Genomic DNA, 18,333 nt, shown 5'->3' with positions numbered 1-18,333 from the left:
CCGGATCCGGACACGGAAGGTCACGTGTCGTCCGGAGTTGACCCGTTCGGGCAGGGAGACCGAGCGGTCAGAGCAGGGTCAGCCGGGCGGGTCCGGGCGCGTGGCCGTCCGTGCGGGGTGCGGGGGACTCGCGGACGACACGGCGGGCGCCGCCCCGGTCCGCGGGGCCGATGCCGAACTCGGTCGCCAGCTCGTGCACCCGGCGGGTGATGCCCCGCTGGTACCAGGTCGGCGCGTAGGCCCCGTCCGCGTACAGCCGTTCGTACCGGCGCACCAGGTGCGGATGGTGGTGTGCGAGCCACTGCATGAACCACTCGCGGGCGCCGGGCCGCAGGTGCAGGACGAGCGGCGTGACCGAGGTCGCCCCGGCGGTGGCGACGGCCCGGACCGTGGCGCGCAGCTGGTCGGGGTGGTCGCCGAGGAAGGGGATGACCGGGGCCATCAGCACCCCGCAGCCGATTCCGTGGTCCGCCATGGCGCGGACGACGTCCAGGCGGCGTTCGGGGGAAGGGGTTCCCGGCTCGACCGTGCGCCACAGGCCGGGGTCGGTGGATCCGACGGAGACGCAGACGCCGACCTCGGTGACCTCCGCAGCCTGTCGCAGCAGGTCGAGGTCGCGCAGGATCAGGGTGCCCTTCGTGAGGACGGAGAAGGGGTTCGCGTGATCACGCAGCGCCGCGAGGATGCCGGGCATCAGCCGGTAGCGGCCCTCCGCGCGCTGGTAGCAGTCGACGTTCGTGCCCATCGCGATGTGCTGGCCGTGCCACCGGCGGGAGGACAGGTGCCGGCCCAGCAGCTCGGCGGCGTTGACCTTGACGACGATCTGGGAGTCGAAGCCGGGACCGGTGTCCAGGCCGAGACGGCTGTGGGCCTTGCGGGCGAAGCAGTACACGCAGGCGTGGGAGCAGCCCTGGTACGGGTTCACAGTCCATTCGAACGGCATGCGGGAGGCCCCGGGCACCCGGTTCACGATCGAGCGGGCCCGGATCTCGTGGAAGGTGATCCCCCTGAGTTCCGGGCTGTCGAAGGTACGTGTGGTCACCGCGTCCGCGGCGAAGAGGGCGCCGCTCCCTTCCTTTGTGATGTTCTCCGCCGAACTGTCCCAGCGCATGCACGCCTCCTTGGTAGTACTCCGCCGAGAATAGAACACGTGTTCCCTTGATCGGGTGCGGCGGCGTGCGGGGCTCGATTTTGAGGGGCCGTACCCGAGGTGGTTGGCTCAGCAGCACCCCGAACAACCGAGTGCTGGAGGAGCAGGCATGGCGCAGGTCGAGGCCACGACGGAGCGGATCATCGCGGCGAACGCAGAGACGGTGTTCGATGCGCTGGCCGACTACAAGGAGGTCCGGGGCAAGGTGCTGACCGGGCACTTCAGCGAGTACGAGGTGCGCGAGGGCGGGGACGGGGAGGGCACCCTCGTCCACTGGAAGCTCCAGGCCACCAGCAAGCGGGTCCGCGACTGCCTGCTCGAGGTCACCGAGCCCACCGACGGACAGCTGGTCGAGAAGGACCGCAACTCCTCGATGGTCACCACCTGGACCGTCACCCCGGCAGGCGAGGGGAAGTCCAGGGCCGTCGTCACGACCGTGTGGAACGGCGCCGGCGGCATCGGCGGGTTCTTCGAGAAGACCTTCGCGCCCAAGGGGCTCGGCCGGATCTACGACGAACTGCTGCAGAACCTCGCCACCGAGGTCGAGAAGTAAGCCCGTTCCCCCCGCTGTTGACGCTGCGGCCGGCCTCACCGGAACGAGTGGTTCTCCGGGGTGGCCGGTTGCGCGTCCCCGCGCCTCCCACCGGCGCATAAGCCCTCTGTGCGCGCCGTGCGGCGCGCCTGGTCGCGTTTGCCCCGCCTCACCGCCTGATGCGAGAAATGAGCGGCGCAGCTGCGATGAGGGGAGCGTCACGTGGTGGGTGGGATCACTCTGGTGGAGGACGAACCGGGAGGTGCGGAGTGCAGGCCGCCCGGCCCCCGGGCGGAGCCCGGCGCCGGGGCGCAGTCCGAGCCGCCCCGGCCGCCGTCCGCCGCGGGACCGTCCGCGCCGGAGGAGACCGGCCCCCGCCGGATCCGGCTGGTCTTCCTCGGGCTGATGCTCACCCTGCTGCTCGCGGCGCTCGACCAGATGATCGTCGCCACGGCCCTGCCGAAGATCGTCGGCGAGCTGCACGGACTGGACAAGATGTCCTGGGCGGTCACCGCCTATCTGCTCGCCTCCACCATCGGCCTGCCGCTCTACGGGAAGCTCGGCGACCTCTTCGGCCGTAAGAGCGTCTTCCAGTTCGCGATCATCGTGTTCGTCATCGGGTCCGCCCTCGCGGGCTGGTCGCGCACCATGGACGAACTCATCGCCTTCCGGGCCGTCCAGGGCATCGGCGGCGGCGGACTCATGATCGGCGTCCAGGCGATCATCGCCGACATCGTCCCGGCCAGGGAGCGGGGCCGCTACATGGGCCTCATCGGGGCGGTCTTCGGTGTCGCCTCCGTCGCCGGACCGCTTCTCGGCGGCTTCTTCACCGACCACGCCTCCTGGCGCTGGTGCTTCTACATCAACGTGCCGTTCGGCCTCGTCACCCTCGCCGTCATCGCGCTCGTGCTGAAACTGCCCAAGCCGGCCGCCCGCCCACGCCTCGACGTGCTGGGCGCGCTGCTCCTGGCCGCCGCCTCGACCTGCCTGGTGCTGCTCACGAGCTGGGGCGGTACGGAGTACGCGTGGGGCTCGCGGACCATCCTGGGACTCGCCGCCGGGGCCGCCGGAACGACCCTGCTCTTCCTCGTCGTCGAGCACCGGGCCGCCGAACCCGTCATTCCGCTGCGCCTCTTCCGTGACCCGGTGTTCACCATCACCTCGCTGGTGGGCGCGGTCGTCGGGGTCGCGCTCTTCGGGGCCGCCAGCTACCTGCCGACCTACCTCCAGATGGTCGAGGGTGTGTCCGCCACCGAGTCCGGTCTGCTGATGCTGCCGATGATGGGCGGCATCGTCATCTCCTCCGTCGTCTCGGGACACCTGGTCTCGCGCACCGGCCGCTACCGTGTCCACCCGCTGGTCGGCGGAGCCGTGTCGGCCGTCGGCATGTGGCTGCTCTCACTCCTCGGCACCGGCACCTCGGCCCTGGAGTACGGGATCTGGCAGGCCGTGCTGGGTGTCGGGATCGGTCTCGTCATGTCCGTCCTGGTGCTGGCCGTGCAGAACTCCGTACGCCCGTCCGATCTCGGTACCGCCACCAGTGCGCACAACTACTTCCGGCAGATCGGCGGCAGTGTCGGCGCCGCGGTCTTCGGCACCCTGTTCGCGGGGAGGCTCTCGGACGCGCTCGGGGTGCGGCTCCCCTCCGGGGCCGACCTGCCCGACCCGGAGTCGATCACCCCGCAGCTGGTCCACGCCATGGAGCCCGCGCTGCGTGACGCCTACATCCAGGCGTACGCCGACGCGATGCCGCGGATCTTCCTCTACCTGGTGCCGGTGCTTCTGCTCGGCCTGTTCCTCGCCTTCTTCCTCAAGGAGAAACCGCTGGTGTCCCACCACATCCCGCAGACGGCCCCCGACCCGGCCGTGGCGCCCCCCACGGTCCCCGCCGCCCGCACCGACCCCGGCCCGCCGCAGTCCGGCCCCCTCTCCGGGCTCCCGGTGCGCGGATGTGTCCAGCATCCCGACGGCACGAAGGTGGGGCGGGCGGCGCTCACCCTCATCGACGTACACGGGCGGCAGGTGGGGCGGGGCGCGAGCGGTGACGACGGGCGGTACGCGCTGAGCGCGCCCGCAGCGGGTTCCTATGTACTGATCGCCGCAGCCGGCGGGCATCAGCCGCAGGCCGTCAGCGTCACGGCCGGCGACCGGCCGGTGGAGCTCGACGTGGTCCTGGGAGGGGCGGGGCGGCTCGCCGGCGCGGTCGCCACACCCGACGGCGCCCCGGTCCGCGACGCGGCGGTCACCCTCACCGACGTGCGGGGAGAAGTCGTCGCGACCACCCGCACCGGGCGCGAAGGCGCCTACGTCATCAGCGAGCTGGTGGCCGGTGAATACACCCTGGCGGCCAGCGCCCCGGCCTTCCGCTCCGCGGCTCTCCCGGTCAGTGTGCAGGCGGCCCGGGAGACCAGGCAGGACATCGAGCTGGCGGGCGGCGCCGTGCTGCGCGGAATCGTACGGGCCCCCGGCGGGCGGGCCGTCGAGGATGCCAGGGTCACGCTGCTGGACGCGGCGGGCAATGTGGTCGGCACCCTGACCACCGGCTCCGACGGGGCGTTCCGTTTCGTGGACCTGTCGACCGGTGAGTACACCGTGATCGCCGCCGGTTATCCACCGGTCGCCACCGTGCTCCAGCTCCCCGGAGGGGGACGGACCGAACGCGACCTCCGGCTGGGACACGAGGACCGAGGATGAGCCGGGGTGTGCGGGAACACCCGCACACCCCGGGACCTCACGGCGGCAGCGGGGCTTCCGGCCCGCCGCGAGGTCCTCGACCCAGCCGAAGCACACCACCGTGACCGCGACCAGCACCCACGCGAGGACCAGCTCGTGGACCTGCTCGGGCTCCCGCGGGACGCGGCACGGAAGGCGCTGCACATCACCGTGATGATCGGCGCCAACGACGTCGAGGGAGAGACGTTCACCCTCGACGACGACGCCGCCTCGCTCCGTTCCTTCGCCACGCGCCGGGGAGCCGGCGCTCTCTGCGGGCGGCCTTCCGCGACCAGGAGTGCGCCGCGGACGAGGACACGGCGGCCGCCTCGGGCACCTGCAGCGGAGTCGGCCAGGACGCGGGGCGTTCGCCGAGGCCCTGAGCGGGTGAGGGACGGCCGGGCGGCCGGTCCGGTTCAGCGCGGCTGGGTTTTCCGGACCAGCGTCATCAGCGCCTTGGCCCCGGGGCTCATGGCCCGGGCCGGCGGGAGCACCACGACGCTCTCGTAGCCCGGCCGGTCCGCCCCGTCGAGCTCCACCGCGACCAGGCCGCACGCCTCCGGCTTACGGGAGAAGTGGTGCGGCACCACCGCGATCCCGAGGCCCTCGTGCACCAGCTCCAGCAGGCTGTGCACGTCGTTGACCTCCAGCGCCACCGTGCGGCGGGCCCCCGCCGCGGCGAACGCCTCGTCCGCCGCGCGCCGGGGCCCCCAGTCCGGATGGAAGTCGATGAACGACTCACCGCGCAGCTCACCCCACGCCACGCGCCCGTCCTCCTGGGCGAGCCGGTGACCAGGGGCGCACAGGAGGACCATCGGCTCACGCGCCAGCGGCACGAGTTCGCCCCGCCACTCCGGCGGGCTGACGGTCGCGGCGAACGCGAGGTCCAGCCGGCCGCCCGCCACCCCTTCCAGCAGACTGGACGTGCCCTCCTGCCGGAGCCTGATCTCCATGTGCGGATGCTCCCGGTGGAAAGCGGCGAGCAGCCGCGCCGTGCTGACCCCGGCCACGCACTGCTCGACCCCCAGCGTCAACGTGCCCCGCAGCAGTCCTCGTACGGCGTCGACGGCGTCCCGCGCCGCCCTGGCACCCGCCAGCGTGCGCTCCGCCTCCACCAGCAGGGCCGCCCCCGCCTCGGTGAGCCGGACCGTGCGTGTGGTGCGGCTGAACAGCGGCGTCTTCAGCTCGTGCTCCAGTGCCCGGACGGACGCGGACAGCCCGGACTGGGACACGGCCAGACGCTCCGCCGCCCGGGTGAAATGCCGCTCCTCGGCGACGGCGACGAAGTGCTCCAGCTGACGCAGTTCCATGATTGAGCAATCTAGTCGATGGATCCCAGCGGAATCTCCTGTTGGACCGCTGGATCGTTCTCCGCCAGTCTTGACGGTGCGCACCAGACCTGGCGCGCTACGCCGTGCCCCGTGGAGTGCCCGCATGTACCTTCCGTCCGCCGACCGCTACACCGCCATGCCCTACCGGCGCACCGGGCGCAGCGGTCTGCTGCTCCCCGCGCTGTCACTCGGCCTCTGGCACAACTTCGGGGGCGACCGCACCCCCGAGAGCCAGGGCGCGATCCTGCGCAGGGCCTTCGACCTCGGCATCACCCACTTCGACCTCGCCAACAACTACGGCCCGCCGCCCGGCTCCGCCGAGACCGCCATGGGCCGTGCCCTGAAGACGGACTTCGCGGGGCTCCGGGACGAGATCGTCATCTCCACCAAGGCCGGCTACCACATGTGGGAGGGGCCGTACGGGGAGTGGGGCTCCCGCAAGAGCCTGCGCTCCTCGCTGGACCGGAGCCTGACCCGGCTCGGCCTCGACTACGTCGACATCTTCTACTCGCACCGCTTCGATCCCGAGACCCCGCTCGAGGAGACGATGGGCGCGCTCGACACGGCGGTGCGCCAGGGCAAGGCGCTCTACGCCGGTGTCTCCAACTACTCCGCCGAGCAGACCCGTGAGGCCGCCCGCATCCTGGACGAGCTGGGCACCCCCCTCCTCATCCACCAGCCGCGCTACTCCATGCTGGACCGCTGGGTCGAGGACGGACTGCTGGACGTGCTGGACGAGCTCGGCACCGGCTCGATCGCGTACTCCCCGCTGGAGCAGGGCATCCTCTCCGACCGCTATCTGCACGGCATCCCCGAGGGATCGCGCGCGGCGGGGACCAGCCCGTTCCTGTCGGCCGAAGCCGTCACCCCCGACCTGGTGAGCCGGCTGGGCGCGCTGAACGAAGTGGCGCGCGAGCGAGGCCAGTCCCTCGCCCAGATGGCGCTGGCCTGGGTGCTGCGCGGCGGCCGGGTCACCTCCGCCGTCGTCGGCGCGAGCAGTGTCGCCCAGCTGGAGAACAGCGTCGAGGCGGTCCGCGGCCTGGAGTTCGGCGAGGACGAACTCGCCCGGATCGAAGAGCTCGTCAAGGCAACCGCCCAGGTCTGACCCTTGAGCCGTCCGCCGTCCGGTGTCCGCGCGGCGGACGGCTTCACCGGACTGGACCAGTGGCAGATCACGAAGGCTCTGGTCCGGCGCTCTCCCGGCGCGTACCGTGATGCGGCACGAAGATCCTCTTTCCCGGGGACGGGCGGGGGAGCGACCGACCAGCGACAGGACCGCGCACCGTGAAGATCCTCGTCAGCGCCGACATGGAGGGCGCCACCGGAGTGACCTGGCCGGCCGATGTGCTGCCCGGCACCCCGCAGTGGGAGCGGTGCCGTTCGCTCTTCACCTCCGATGTGAACGCCGCGGCGCTCGGCTTCTACGACGGGGGCGCCGACGAGGTGCTCGTCAACGAGGCCCACTGGAGCATGCGCAATCTGCTCCTGGAGCGGCTCGACGAGCGCGTCCAGATGCTCACCGGCAAGCACAAGTCCCTCTCCATGGTCGAGGGCATCCAGCACGGCGACGTGGACGCGGTGGCATTCGTCGGCTATCACACGGGTGCGGGTACGGAGGGCGTGCTCGCCCACACCTACCTCGCCAACTCCATCACCGGGGTCTGGCTGAACGGCGTCCGCGCCAGTGAGGGCCTGCTCAACGCCCATGTCGCGGCGGAGTACGGCGTTCCCGTCATTCTGGTCACCGGCGACGACCTGACCTGCAAGGACGCCGGTGGCTACGCCCCCGCGGCGCGCACGGTCGCGGTCAAGGACCACGTCTCGCGGTACGCCGCCGTGTGCCGTACCCCCACCCGTACAGCCGCCGACATCAGGGCCGCCGCCGCCGACGCGACCGCCCTCGCCGTGCGCCACACACCCGTGACCGGCGGCTCGTACACGGTGGAGCTGGAATTCGACGCCGAGCACCTGGCCGCCGCCGCGACCGTGGTCCCCGGCGTGGCGCCCAGCGGCGAGCGGCGAGTCGCCTACACCAGCGGGACGATGTACGAAGGTATTCGCACGTTCAAGGCGGTGACGACGATCGTGTCGGCCGCCGTGGAGGAACAGTATGGCTGAGGCGGGCAACCCCATCGGGCCGGTCGACGAGCAGGCGCTCGAGGAATCGGTGACGTTCACCTCCGAGCTGATCAGGATCGACACGACCAATCGCGGCGACGGCAGCTGCCGGGAACGCCCGGCCGCCGAGTACGTCGCCGAGCGGCTGGCAGGCGCGGGGCTCGAGCCCGCCCTCCTGGAGCGCACCCCGGGGCGGACGAACGTCGTCGCCCGGATCCCGGGCACCGACCCGTCCGCCGATGCCCTCCTGGTGCACGGCCACCTCGACGTGGTGCCCGCCGTGGCGGCCGACTGGAGCGTGCACCCCTTCTCCGGGGAGGTGCGCGACGGTGCCGTGTGGGGGCGCGGGGCGATCGACATGAAGAACATGGACGCGATGGTCCTCGCCGTCGTCCGGTCCTGGGCGCGCGCGGGAATACGCCCGCGCCGCGACATCGTCGTCGCCTACACGGCCGACGAGGAAGCCAGCGCGCGCGACGGTGCGGACTTCCTCGCCGACCGGCACGCCGGGCTCTTCGAAGGCTGCACGGAGGGCATCAGCGAGTCCGGGGCCTTCACCTTCCACGCCGGATCCGGCCTGTCGCTCTACCCCGTCGCGGCGGGGGAGCGCGGGACGGGGTGGCTGAAGCTGACCGCCGAGGGCAAGGCCGGCCACGGCTCCAAGGTCAACAGGGCCAACGCGGTCAGCAGGCTCGCTGCCGCAGTCTCCCGGATCGGCGCGTACGAGTGGCCGGTGCGGCTGACGCCGACGGTACGGGCCGCCCTCACCGAGATCGCCGCACTCCACCACATCCGTGTCGACCTCGACGCCCCCGGATTCGACGTGGACGAACTGCTCGGCAAACTCGGCCCGGCCGCCGCCCTGATCGAGCCGACCGTCCGCAACAGCACCAACCCGACGATGCTGGACGCCGGTTACAAGGTCAACGTGATCCCGGGCCACGCCACCGCCCACATCGACGGACGCATGGTGCCCGGCGGCGAGGAGGAGTTCCAAGAGACCCTGGACCGGTTGACCGGTCCAGGCGTCCACTGGGAGTTCGACCACCGTGAGGTCGCACTCGAAGCCCCGGTCGATTCGCCGACGTACGCGAAGATGCGCGCGGCCCTCGAGCTCTTCGATCCGGGCGCACATGTCGTTCCCTACTGCATGTCGGGCGGCACGGACGCCAAGCAGTTCTCCCGCCTCGGCATCACCGGCTACGGCTACTCCCCACTGAAGCTGCCCGTGGGCTTCGACTACCAGGCGCTGTTCCACGGCGTCGACGAGCGGGTCCCCGTCGACGCCCTGCACTTCGGCGTCCGGGTCCTGGACCACTTCCTGCGCACCGCCTGACGAACCGCACCGTCGGATGAACAGCACCGCCTGACCGAAGAGGGGGAACCGCACATGGTGTCCACAGCGGCGTACGGCACATGGCCGTCACCGATCGACGCGGCGCTCACCGCAGCGCACGACGGCCGGCCGGAGTTCGTCGGCGTCGTCGGCGACGAGGTGTGGTGGACGGAACCGCGCCCGGCCGAAGGCGGCCGCCGCGCCCTCGTCCGCCGCAGGGCCGACGGCGGCACCCTGTCCGTGCTCCCCGAACCGTGGAACCCCCGCAGCCGTGTCATCGAGTACGGCGGAGTGCCGTGGGCCGGTGCGCCGCGCGAGGAGGGCGGGCCCCTGGTCGTCTTCGTCCACTTCGCCGACCAGCGGCTGTACGCCTGCGCGCCGGACGGACCCGGCGAGCCGTGGCCGCTCACCCCCGTGTCGGAACTCGGCGGCGGGCTGCGCTGGGTGGATCCGCACCTGGACCTGGAACGTGGCGAGGTGTGGTGCGTGCTGGAGGAGTTCACCGGCGAGGCGCCCACCGATGTACGGCGGGTGATCGCCGCGGTGCCACTGGACGGATCGGCTGCCGACGACCGGGGCGCGGTGCGTGAACTCACCGACGGACAGCACCGGTTCGTCACCGGACCCAAGGTCTCGCCCGACGGCCGCCGCGCCGCCTGGATCGCGTGGGACCATCCGCGGATGCCGTGGGACGGCACCGTCGCGATGACGGCCGACATCACCGAGGAGGGTGCCTTCACCGGAGCCCGGCCCGTCGCCGGCGGAACCGACGAGTCGGTCGTCCAGGTGGAGTGGGACCGGGACGGCTCGCTGCTCTTCGTGTCGGACGCCGACGGCTGGTGGGAGCTCCAGCGGATCAGGCCCGGCGCCGGCGGTGCGGCCGGGCCCGCCGGCCGGCTCTGCACCGGCCGGAGCGAGGAATTCGGCGGACCGCTGTGGAGGATCGGCCTGCGCTGGTTCCACCTCCTGGACAACGGGCTGATCGCGGTCATCCACGGCCGGGGCACCACCGCGCTCGGTGTGCTCGACCCGGAGACCGGCGAACTCGTCGACGCCGTGGGCCCCTGGACCGCGTGGGCGGAGACACTCGCCGTCCAGGACACCAGGGTCATCGGTATCGCGGCGAGTCCCCGCACCTCGTACGAGGTGGTGGAGCTGGACACGGCCACGGGACACACCCGGACCATCGGGGCGCCCCACCAGGACGCGGTCGACCCCGCCTACTGCCCCGAGCCGTCGATCCGGACCTTCACCGGGCCGGCCGGCCGCGAGATCCACGCCCACGTGTACCCGCCGCGCCACCCCGACCGCACCGGGCCCGACGGTGAGCTGCCGCCCTACGTCATCTGGGCGCACGGCGGACCCACCGGCCGTGACCCGCTCGTACTCGACCTGGAGATCGCCTACTTCACCTCCCGGGGCATCGGCGTCGCCGAGGTCAACTACGGCGGTTCGACCGGTTACGGCCGCGCCTATCGCGAGCGGCTCCGCGGGCAGTGGGGCGTCGTCGACGTGGAGGACTGCGCCGCCGTCGCCCTGGAGCTGGCCGAGGAGGGCTCGGCCGACCGGGAGAGGCTGGCGATCCGGGGCGGGAGCGCGGGGGGCTGGACCGCTGCCGCGTCCCTCACACAGACCGATGTGTACGCCTGCGCGGCGATCAGTTACCCGATCCTCGATCTGGAGGGCTGGGCGACCGGTGAGACGCACGACTTCGAATCGCAGTACCTGGAATCGCTCGTCGGCCCGTACGCCGAGGTCCCCGAGCGCTACCGCGAGCGCTCGCCCGTCAACCGGACGCAGGAGCTCACCGCGCCGTTCGTGCTGCTCCAGGGGCTCGAGGACCCGATCTGTCCGCCCGTCCAGTGTGAGCGGTTCCTCGCCGCGATCGAAGGGCGCGGGGTCCCGCACGCCTACCTCGGCTTCGAGGGGGAGGGGCATGGCTTCCGCCGTGCGGACACGGTGAGGCGCGCGCTGGAAGCCGAACTCTCGCTGTACGCCCAGACGTTCGGCCTCGACCGTCCCGATGTGCCCCGGCTGGAGCTGAAGAAGTGACCCTGGAGCCGCTCGCCCGCCCGGCCAGGCTGCGCCCGGGAGCCAGGGTCGCTGTCGTGTCCCCCAGCGGCCCCGTGCCCGCCGAACGGATGGAACGCGGCCTCGAACTGCTGCGCGGCTGGGATCTCGACCCCGTCGTGGCGCCCCACGCGCTCGACGTCCACCCGCAACTGGGCCACCTCGCCGGATCGGACGAGGGCAGGGCCCGGGACCTCCAGGAGGCCTGGTGCGACCCGTCCGTGGACGCGGTGCTGTGCGCCAGGGGCGGGTACGGCGCGCACCGCATGGTCGATCTCCTGGACTGGCCCGCGATGCGGGCGGCCGGACCCAAGGTGTTCGTCGGCTACAGCGACATCACCGTGCTGCACGAAGCGTTCGCTCTGCGTGCGGGGTTCTCGACCCTGCACGGTCCGATGGTCGCCACCGAGGTCTTCCTGAAGGACGCCGCCACCCGGCAGGCCTTGCGCTCCACCTTGTTCGAACCCGAGTCGGTGCAGGTCCTGGGTCTCGAAGCGGCGGCCGCACTGGTCCCCGGAACGGCCCGGGGGATCACCTACGGCGGCTGTGCGAGTCTCCTTGCCGCTGACGCCGGCACCCCGGGCTCCCGGGCCTCCGCCCGGGGAGGGCTGCTGGTGCTGGAGGACACCGGGGAGGAGCCGTACCGGCTCGACGGCATCCTCACCCGGCTGCGGCGCACGGGTTCTCTCGAGGGGATATCCGGGGTGGTGTGCGGCTCGTGGGAGGCCTGCGGGCCGTACGAGGGGGTGCGGGCCGTGCTCGCCGACCGGCTCGGCGGTCTCGGGATCCCGGTGGTCGAGGAACTGGGCTTCGGACACGGCCCCACGGCGCTGACCGTCCCGCTCGGCGTGCCGGCGGTGCTGGACGCGCCGGCCGGCGGCGGCCGGTGCACGCTCACCGCGCAGGTGCCCGCGCTGACCTGAACCGCAGGGTGACACACCGGTGGGAGCACGGGCGGCGCGGGGCCCGCCCCGCGCGTTCGCCGTCGGGCTGCCCGGCGCCGTCCACCGCTGCGAGGCCGGGCACCGACCGAGGTTCGTGATCGCCGGGAGCGGCGCGGCGTACCTCGGCAACCGTGGTGGCAGGCCGGTCACCGTGGCCGGCGCCCCGCAGGACACCGGCGTCCTGGAACTCCCCGTGACCGGCTGACCTCACCGGTACGCTCACCTCCCCCGGCCGAAGGAAGCCCGAAGCCCGATGCCCGGGGCCGCGTCGCTCCCGGGCCGCCCGTCGGGGAACCGGCACCGTCCTCCTCACCTGCCCAGGTCATGGCGCGGTGGCAGTCTGAAAGGTGCGACCGGGGGTATGCGCGGGTCATGACCCGCTACGGCCGTACCGGACGGCGGCGGGCGGCAGAGAGGACATGAACGTGCGGACTGTCGGTGTCGAGGAAGAGCTCCTGCTCGTCGACGCGGAAAGCGGTGACCCCAGGGCCCTGTCGACCGCGGTGCTGGCCCTGGCGGAACGCCGCGCCGAGGGTGATTCCGTATTCGAATCCGAACTGCACGACCAGCAGCTGGAGTTCGCCACCGAGCCGCGCAGCAAGATGGGGGACCTGGCGGAGGAGATCCGTCGCTGGCGGACGGAGGCGGCGGACAGCGCGGCCGAGGCGGGAGCCGCCGTGGCGGCCCTGGCGACCTCCCCGATGCCGGTCAGCCCCTCCATCGGAGAGAACGAACGGTACCGGTGGCTGGCGCAGCGCTTCGGTCTGACCGCGCAGGAGCAGCTGACCTGCGGCTGCCATGTACACGTGTCGGTCGACTCGGACGAGGAGGGCGTCGCCGTGCTCGACCGGGTCAGGCCCTGGCTTCCGGTCCTGCTGGCACTGAGCGCCAACTCCCCCTTCTGGCAGGGGCGGGACACCTCGTACGACAGTTACCGGAGCAGGGTGTGGGGCCGCTGGCCGTCGGCGGGTCCGGTGGAACTGTTCGGTTCCGCGGACCGCTACCACAAGGAGGTACGCGCGCTGGTCGACACGGGGGTGCTGCGCGACGAGGGAATGATCTACTTCGACGCACGGCTCTCGCACCGCTACCCCACGGTGGAATTCAGGGTGGCGGACGTGTGCCTGGATCCGGCGGACACCGTGCTCCTCGCCACGCTCGCGCGCGGCCTGGTGGAGACGGCGTCGCGCGACTGGCGGGCCGGCGACCCGCCGGAGCCGGTCCCGGTGAACGTGCTGCGCATGGCCGCCTGGCAGGCGGCCCGCTCGGGTATGGGGGGACAGCTGCTCCATCCGCTCACCATGCGCCCCGAGCCGGCCGCCGACGTCGCGCACGCCCTCCTCACCCACGTCGGTGACGCACTGGAGGACAGCGGGGACCTCGCATCGGCGGACATGGCGCTGCGGGCCGTGCTGACGCGGGGGACCGGGGCCCGGGTCCAGCGGGAACTGCTGGAGGGCTCGGACAGCCTCCGGACCGTCGTGACGGAGTGCGCGGCCAGGACCCGCGGATGACCTCCGCCGTCCGCGTCGGCGGACGGCGGAGGTCACCCGGCGGGACGGCCTCCTGCCGCCTGCGCGTCGACCGCTTCGGCCAGCCGCGCCAGCATGGCGCGGTGCCGGATCTGGAGCACCGCGTCGAGAGCGACGTTGTGCAGGATGCCACCGAGCCCCTGCAGCGGGTGCTCGTCGAGCAGCACCAGGGTCCTGTCCCCCCAGGGCCGGATGTCGAACGCGATGCGTGCCGTGCCCAGGACCCCGCTGTACGCCTCCAGTTCGAGCGCGGCCGGACGCTCCAGACGCCGCACGGTGGTGCGGCCCTGGAACTCCTTCGGGCCGAGGCGCACGGTGTATTCGATGGAGGAACCGACCTCGGGCCACCGCCCCTCCAGAAGACGGGAGTCCTGCGTCCCCACAACCCACTCCCCGTACTGGTCGGGTCGCTCCAGCACCGACCACAGGGCCGAGGGCGGGTGATGGATCAGATGGTGGCGGACAGCCATGGACGCCTCCCGCGCGGGCATCAGGACAGGTGGGAAGGGCGGTGAAGTCACCAGCAATGCTACGCGGCACCACCGGAGCCGCACGTCGGCCGCGGGCCGGTGCGACTTCCAGGGAATCACCCGATCGGCCCAGTGCGGCGTTGCCCGTCCCGTAGGCGGGCCGCCGTGCCCTGGCGTTCCCGGCACCCGGAGACCCCACCCGGGTCCGGTTCACCGGGGGAGCGGACGCGCGGTAGAACGGATGGACGGCATGACGGCGAAACGAACCCACTCGGGCGAACGAGGAGAAGGCCCATGCGTGCACTGACCTGGCATGGAAAGCGGGACGTCCGTGTGGAGACGGTCCCCGACCCGGTTGTCCAGGACCCGACGGACATCATCGTCCGGGTCACATCGAGCGGCGTCTGCGGTTCGGACCTGCATCTGTACGAGGTGCTCGGCCCCTACCTCACCCCGGGCGACATCCTCGGGCACGAGCCGATGGGCATCGTGGAGGAGACCGGTCGCGAGGTGACCGCCGTCAAGCCGGGGGACCGCGTCGTGATCCCGTTCAACGTCTCCTGCGGCGACTGCTTCATGTGCGACCAGGGACTCCAGTCGCAGTGCGAGACGACCCAGGTACGGGAGTACGGGAGCGGCGCCGCGCTGTTCGGCTACACCAAGCTCTACGGGCAGGTGCCCGGCGGACAGGCCGAGCTGCTGCGCGTCCCCTTCGGCAACACCCTGCCGGTCAAGGTCCCCGAGGGCCCGCCCGACGATCGCTTCGTCTTCCTGTCGGACGTCCTGCCGACCGCCTGGCAGGCCGTGGAGTACGCGGCTGTGCCCCCCGGCGGCAGCCTGACGGTCCTGGGGCTCGGGCCGATCGGGGACATGGCCGCACGGATCGCCCTGCACCGCGGGGCCGGACTGGTCATCGGCGTGGATCTGGTGTCCGACCGCCTGCAGCGGGCCTCCGAGCGGGGCGTCAAAGCCCTGGACCTGCGGAAGTACGGAAAGAACCTGCCGGACGCGGTGCGCGACCTCACTGACGGGCGTGGCACCGACGCGGTCATCGACGCGGTCGGGATGGAAGCGCACGGGGCACCCGTGGCCAAGGCGGGGCAGTGGGCCGTGGGCATGCTGCCCGATCCCGCGGCGCGCCCCCTCATGGAGCGTGCGGGCATCGACCGCCTCAGCGCTCTGCTCGCCGCGGTCGACATCGTGCGGCGGGGAGGCACCGTGTCCATCTCCGGCGTCTACGGCGGGGCCGTGGACCCGCTGCCGCTGCTCAAGATGTTCGACAAGCAGATCCAGCTGCGGATGGGACAGGCCAACGTCAGGAACTGGGTCCCGTCCATCCTTCCGCTGCTCGTCGACGACGATCCGCTGGGCGTGGACAGCTTCGCCACCCACCACCTGCCGCTGGCCGACGGACCGAAGGCGTACGAGACTTTCCAGAAGAAGGCGGACGGCATGGTGAAGACCCTGCTCATGCCGTGACGTCCCGTAACCCCCCGCCGGACAGCGGCCGGCGCACGGAGCAGGAGGAGCGATGACGAACGCACCCCGGGGCCTGCGCGTCGTGGTCACCGGCGCCACCGGGAACGTGGGTACCAGTGTCGTCAGGGCGCTGGTGAAGGATCCCTCCGTCGCCTCGGTCCTCGGCCTGGCGCGACGGCTCCCCGGACTCACCGTGCCCGGCGTGGAGTGGGGCACGGTGGACCTGGAGCACGGCGACAGTCCGCGGCGGCTGGCGGAACACCTGTCCGGCGCCGACGCCGTCGTCCACCTCGCCTGGCGGTTCCAGCCCACGCACGACCCCGTCGTCACCTGGCGCAGCAATGTCGAGGGCTCGCTGCGGGTCTTCGGCGCGGTCCGGGACGCGGGCGTGCCGGTTCTGGTCCACGCCTCGTCGGTGGGGGCCTACTCGCCGGGGCCGAAGCAGGAACCGGGGGTGGACGAGCAATGGCCCACCCATGGGTGGCCGGATGCGGCGTACTGCCGGGAGAAGGCGTACCTGGAGCGTGTGCTCGACGCCTTCGAGCCGCGGAACCCGCAGATCAGGGTGGTGCGCATGCGGCCGGGATTCCTGTTCAAGAGGACCGCGGCGAGCGAACAGCGCCGGATCTTCGGCGGCCGGCACCTGCCGGGCACACTGCTCCGCCCCGGCCTGCTGCCGTTCGTCCCCGACCTGAAGGGGCTGCGCTTCCAGGTGCTGCACACGGACGACGCGGCCGAGGCGTACCGGCTCGCCGTCGTCAGCGACGTCCGGGGCGCCTTCAATCTCGCCGCCGACACCGTGACCGACGCCCGGCAGCTCGGCGAACTGCTGGACGCCCGTGTCGTGCGCGTCCCGACGACGCTGGTGCGCAGTGCACTGGCCGCCGCCTGGCGGGCCCATGCGGTGCCGGCCTCTCCGCACCTGTTCGACGCCGTGCTGCGGATCCCCGTCATGAACAGCGGCCGGGCCCGTGGGGAACTGGGCTGGCGCCCCGCGTACTCGGCCTCCGACGCGCTGCGTGCCTTCCTGCACGGGGTCTCTCGCGGGGAGGGTGAGCAGACCGCTCCGCTGGCCGGCAGGAAGTGGGGGTGAGTGAGTCCGTGGGCACCCGCCGGAGGGCGCCCACGGACTCACTCCCGAGGGACGGCACCTGCGTGGGAACGGGTGAGTACGCCGACCGGGGGGACATCCGCACGCCCGGGCGGTGAACAGGGGGCCATGCGCACACCCGCGGTCCTCGGCGCCTCTCGGACCCCGGGCCGCGGCCCCCTCGCCCGCTGGGCGGTGATCATGCCGGTGAGGGCCGCGAGGGCGGTCGGAGTCCGGCGACGGATGCCGACCTGCCGCCGCCCGCTGAAGCCGTCAGGCGGGTACGTTCCGGTCGACGTACTCGAAGACCGAGCCGTCCGGGTGCAGGGCGATCAGATTGCGGCCGGCCGGGGTGGGCACCGGCCCCGCGACGACCTTCGCCCCCACCCGGGTCAGTGCCACGTGGGCCTCGTCGACATCCTTGACCGCGATCGTCGCCGACACCTTGCGCAGCACCGCCAGTTCGGCTTCGGGGCCGCTCATCAGCAGGAAGCAGCCGATCGCGGCGACCGACACCCCGCCGCGCTCGAAGCGCTGTGCCGGAGTGCCGGTCAGGCCCTCGTAGAAGGCCACCGCGGCCTCCAGGTCGTCGACACAGATACGCAGCGTGGTTCCCAGGATCTCCATGCCCACGAGGGTAGTTGCCGGGCCGGCCGGATGTGATCCGTTCGGTGCCCCGCCACCGGTTCACACCCGGCAGAGCACCTCGCCGTGGGGCACCATGAACCACGCGTCGGGCTCCTCGCCCCACGCACGCCAGGCATCCGCGATCACCGTCAGCAGGCCGGCGCTCGCGTGTCCGCCGTCCACCGCCAGCTCCGCGTACACCGACGCGGTCGTGCGCTCCGCCCACAGGCCGCTCCACCAGGCGCGGTTCTCCGGGGTGGCGAAACACCAGGCCGCCGCGGTCGGGGTGATGTCGGTGAAACCGGCCTGTCGTGCCCAGGACAGCAGGCGGCGTCCGGCGTCGGGCTCACCGCCGTTGGCGCGGGCCACCCGGCCGTACAGGTCCAGCCACTCCCGCATGCCGGGCACCTCCGGATACCAGGTCATGGCCGCGTAGTCGCTGTCCCGGGCCGCGACGACACCGCCGGGCCGGCAGACGCGCCGCATCTCGCGCAGCGCCCGCACCGGATCGCCCACGTGCTGGAGCACCTGGTGGGCGTGGACCACGTCGAAGGAGTCGTCGGGAAAGTCCAGTGAGTGCACGTCCGCAGCGACGAACTCCACGTTCTCCAGCCCGTGTTCGCCGGCGGTCTCCGCCGCGCGGTCCAGCACCTCGCGGCTGGTGTCGACCGCTGTCACCCGGCCGGGCGCCACCAGCGCGGCAAGGTCCGCCGTGATGGTGCCCGGTCCGCAACCCACGTCCAGGACCGCCTGCCCCGGGCGGAGTTCACCGATCAGGTAGGCCGCCGAGTTGGCGGCGGTGCGCCAGCGGTGCGAGCGCAGTACCGACTCGTGGTGGCCGTGGGTGTAGACCGCTGTCTCTTTCGGCATGGCCGTACGTCCTCTCTCGGACCTCAGTCGCAGGCGATGAGGCCGACAGTACGCCGCCATGTCGAATATTGA

At 72.2% G+C, this 18,333-nt stretch carries 16 protein-coding genes; 11 read left to right on the top strand and 5 right to left on the bottom strand.

Annotated elements, in window-relative coordinates:
• Positions 1–67 precede the first annotated feature (67 nt).
• On the bottom strand, positions 68–1,111 hold the full coding sequence (locus ACF1FZ_RS14465; RefSeq protein ID WP_391773705.1) for an Rv2578c family radical SAM protein: 1,044 nt from the start codon (positions 1,109–1,111) through the stop codon (positions 68–70).
• Between the two features lie 148 nt (positions 1,112–1,259).
• On the opposite strand from ACF1FZ_RS14465, the gene ACF1FZ_RS14460 reads away from it, so the two are divergent.
• Both ACF1FZ_RS14460 and ACF1FZ_RS14455 read left to right on the top strand, forming a co-directional pair.
• Positions 1,260–1,703, top strand: a complete 444-nt coding sequence (locus ACF1FZ_RS14460; RefSeq protein WP_391773704.1) for an SRPBCC family protein — start codon at positions 1,260–1,262, stop codon at positions 1,701–1,703.
• 201 nt (positions 1,704–1,904) lie between these two features.
• On the top strand, positions 1,905–4,376 hold the full coding sequence (locus ACF1FZ_RS14455) for an MFS transporter (protein ID WP_391773703.1): 2,472 nt from the start codon (positions 1,905–1,907) through the stop codon (positions 4,374–4,376).
• 434 nt (positions 4,377–4,810) lie between these two features.
• Here the strand turns inward: ACF1FZ_RS14455 and ACF1FZ_RS14450 are convergent, their stop codons facing one another.
• On the bottom strand, positions 4,811–5,704 hold the full coding sequence (locus ACF1FZ_RS14450) for a LysR family transcriptional regulator (RefSeq protein WP_391773702.1): 894 nt from the start codon (positions 5,702–5,704) through the stop codon (positions 4,811–4,813).
• Positions 5,705–5,828: 124 nt separating this feature from the next.
• Between ACF1FZ_RS14450 and ACF1FZ_RS14445 the strand changes: the two genes are divergently transcribed.
• From ACF1FZ_RS14445 to ACF1FZ_RS14415, 7 genes are all read left to right on the top strand, one after another.
• Positions 5,829–6,830: an aldo/keto reductase gene (locus ACF1FZ_RS14445; RefSeq protein WP_391773701.1), complete on the top strand. Its 1,002-nt coding sequence runs from the start codon at positions 5,829–5,831 to the stop codon at positions 6,828–6,830.
• Between the two features lie 179 nt (positions 6,831–7,009).
• A complete protein-coding gene (locus ACF1FZ_RS14440) occupies positions 7,010–7,843 on the top strand; it encodes a M55 family metallopeptidase (protein ID WP_391773700.1) in 834 nt (277 codons plus the stop codon).
• Positions 7,836–9,179, top strand: coding sequence for a M20/M25/M40 family metallo-hydrolase (locus tag ACF1FZ_RS14435; RefSeq protein WP_391773699.1), 1,344 nt, complete (start codon positions 7,836–7,838; stop codon positions 9,177–9,179). Before ACF1FZ_RS14440 ends, ACF1FZ_RS14435 begins: the two co-directional genes overlap by 8 nt.
• Before the next feature lie 54 nt (positions 9,180–9,233).
• Positions 9,234–11,231, top strand: coding sequence for a prolyl oligopeptidase family serine peptidase (locus ACF1FZ_RS14430; RefSeq protein WP_391773698.1), 1,998 nt, complete (start codon positions 9,234–9,236; stop codon positions 11,229–11,231).
• The gene (locus ACF1FZ_RS14425) at positions 11,228–12,172 is read left to right on the top strand and encodes an LD-carboxypeptidase (protein WP_391773697.1); all 945 of its coding nucleotides are present in this window, start codon (positions 11,228–11,230) and stop codon (positions 12,170–12,172) included. The genes ACF1FZ_RS14430 and ACF1FZ_RS14425 overlap by 4 nt, the downstream gene beginning before the upstream one ends.
• A gap of 19 nt (positions 12,173–12,191) precedes the next feature.
• Positions 12,192–12,398, top strand: coding sequence for a hypothetical protein (locus ACF1FZ_RS14420; protein ID WP_391773784.1), 207 nt, complete (start codon positions 12,192–12,194; stop codon positions 12,396–12,398).
• 214 nt (positions 12,399–12,612) lie between these two features.
• Positions 12,613–13,707 carry a glutamate--cysteine ligase gene (locus ACF1FZ_RS14415; RefSeq protein ID WP_391773696.1) on the top strand — a complete coding sequence of 365 codons (1,095 nt, stop codon included), beginning with the start codon at positions 12,613–12,615 and terminating at the stop codon, positions 13,705–13,707.
• Positions 13,708–13,739: 32 nt separating this feature from the next.
• On the opposite strand, the gene ACF1FZ_RS14410 is transcribed toward ACF1FZ_RS14415, so the two are convergent.
• Positions 13,740–14,195 carry an SRPBCC family protein gene (locus ACF1FZ_RS14410; RefSeq protein ID WP_391773695.1) on the bottom strand — a complete coding sequence of 152 codons (456 nt, stop codon included), beginning with the start codon at positions 14,193–14,195 and terminating at the stop codon, positions 13,740–13,742.
• A 294-nt stretch (positions 14,196–14,489) separates the two neighbouring features.
• Here ACF1FZ_RS14410 and ACF1FZ_RS14405 point away from each other — a divergent pair, with 294 nt between their 5' ends.
• A complete protein-coding gene (locus ACF1FZ_RS14405; protein WP_391773694.1) occupies positions 14,490–15,674 on the top strand; it encodes an alcohol dehydrogenase catalytic domain-containing protein in 1,185 nt (394 codons plus the stop codon).
• A 52-nt stretch (positions 15,675–15,726) separates the two neighbouring features.
• A complete protein-coding gene (locus ACF1FZ_RS14400) occupies positions 15,727–16,767 on the top strand; it encodes an NAD-dependent epimerase/dehydratase family protein (RefSeq protein WP_391773693.1) in 1,041 nt (346 codons plus the stop codon).
• 270 nt (positions 16,768–17,037) lie between these two features.
• Here ACF1FZ_RS14400 and ACF1FZ_RS14395 read toward each other — a convergent pair whose 3' ends face one another.
• Both ACF1FZ_RS14395 and ACF1FZ_RS14390 read right to left on the bottom strand, forming a co-directional pair.
• Positions 17,038–17,391 (bottom strand): VOC family protein, encoded by a 354-nt coding sequence (locus ACF1FZ_RS14395; protein ID WP_391773692.1) that lies wholly within the window; start codon positions 17,389–17,391, stop codon positions 17,038–17,040.
• A 60-nt stretch (positions 17,392–17,451) separates the two neighbouring features.
• Positions 17,452–18,261: a methyltransferase domain-containing protein gene (locus tag ACF1FZ_RS14390; protein ID WP_391773691.1), complete on the bottom strand. Its 810-nt coding sequence runs from the start codon at positions 18,259–18,261 to the stop codon at positions 17,452–17,454.
• Between the last annotated feature and the right edge of the window lie 72 nt (positions 18,262–18,333).

It is taken from the genome of Streptomyces sp. NPDC014623 (genome assembly GCF_043088245.1).
Classification (GTDB): Bacteria; Actinomycetota; Actinomycetes; order Streptomycetales; family Streptomycetaceae; genus Streptomyces.
Note: the sequence above shows the minus strand (reverse complement) of the source record. Positions and strands in the feature narration are given on the sequence as shown.

Excerpts from the sequence above, each read along its gene's own strand:
- ACF1FZ_RS14430 (WP_391773698.1), top strand. The coding sequence starts at position 9,234 with ATGGTGTCCACAGCGGCGTACGGCACATGGCCGTCACCGATCGACGCG.
- ACF1FZ_RS14400 (WP_391773693.1), top strand. The coding sequence starts at position 15,727 with ATGACGAACGCACCCCGGGGCCTGCGCGTCGTGGTCACCGGCGCCACC.
- ACF1FZ_RS14390 (WP_391773691.1), bottom strand. The coding sequence starts at position 18,261 with ATGCCGAAAGAGACAGCGGTCTACACCCACGGCCACCACGAGTCGGTA.
- ACF1FZ_RS14460 (WP_391773704.1), top strand. The coding sequence starts at position 1,260 with ATGGCGCAGGTCGAGGCCACGACGGAGCGGATCATCGCGGCGAACGCA.
- ACF1FZ_RS14415 (WP_391773696.1), top strand. The coding sequence starts at position 12,613 with ATGAACGTGCGGACTGTCGGTGTCGAGGAAGAGCTCCTGCTCGTCGAC.
- ACF1FZ_RS14445 (WP_391773701.1), top strand. The coding sequence starts at position 5,829 with ATGTACCTTCCGTCCGCCGACCGCTACACCGCCATGCCCTACCGGCGC.
- ACF1FZ_RS14410 (WP_391773695.1), bottom strand. The coding sequence starts at position 14,195 with ATGGCTGTCCGCCACCATCTGATCCATCACCCGCCCTCGGCCCTGTGG.
- ACF1FZ_RS14435 (WP_391773699.1), top strand. The coding sequence starts at position 7,836 with ATGGCTGAGGCGGGCAACCCCATCGGGCCGGTCGACGAGCAGGCGCTC.
- ACF1FZ_RS14405 (WP_391773694.1), top strand. The coding sequence starts at position 14,490 with ATGCGTGCACTGACCTGGCATGGAAAGCGGGACGTCCGTGTGGAGACG.
- ACF1FZ_RS14465 (WP_391773705.1), bottom strand. The coding sequence starts at position 1,111 with ATGCGCTGGGACAGTTCGGCGGAGAACATCACAAAGGAAGGGAGCGGC.
- ACF1FZ_RS14395 (WP_391773692.1), bottom strand. The coding sequence starts at position 17,391 with ATGGAGATCCTGGGAACCACGCTGCGTATCTGTGTCGACGACCTGGAG.
- ACF1FZ_RS14450 (WP_391773702.1), bottom strand. The coding sequence starts at position 5,704 with ATGGAACTGCGTCAGCTGGAGCACTTCGTCGCCGTCGCCGAGGAGCGG.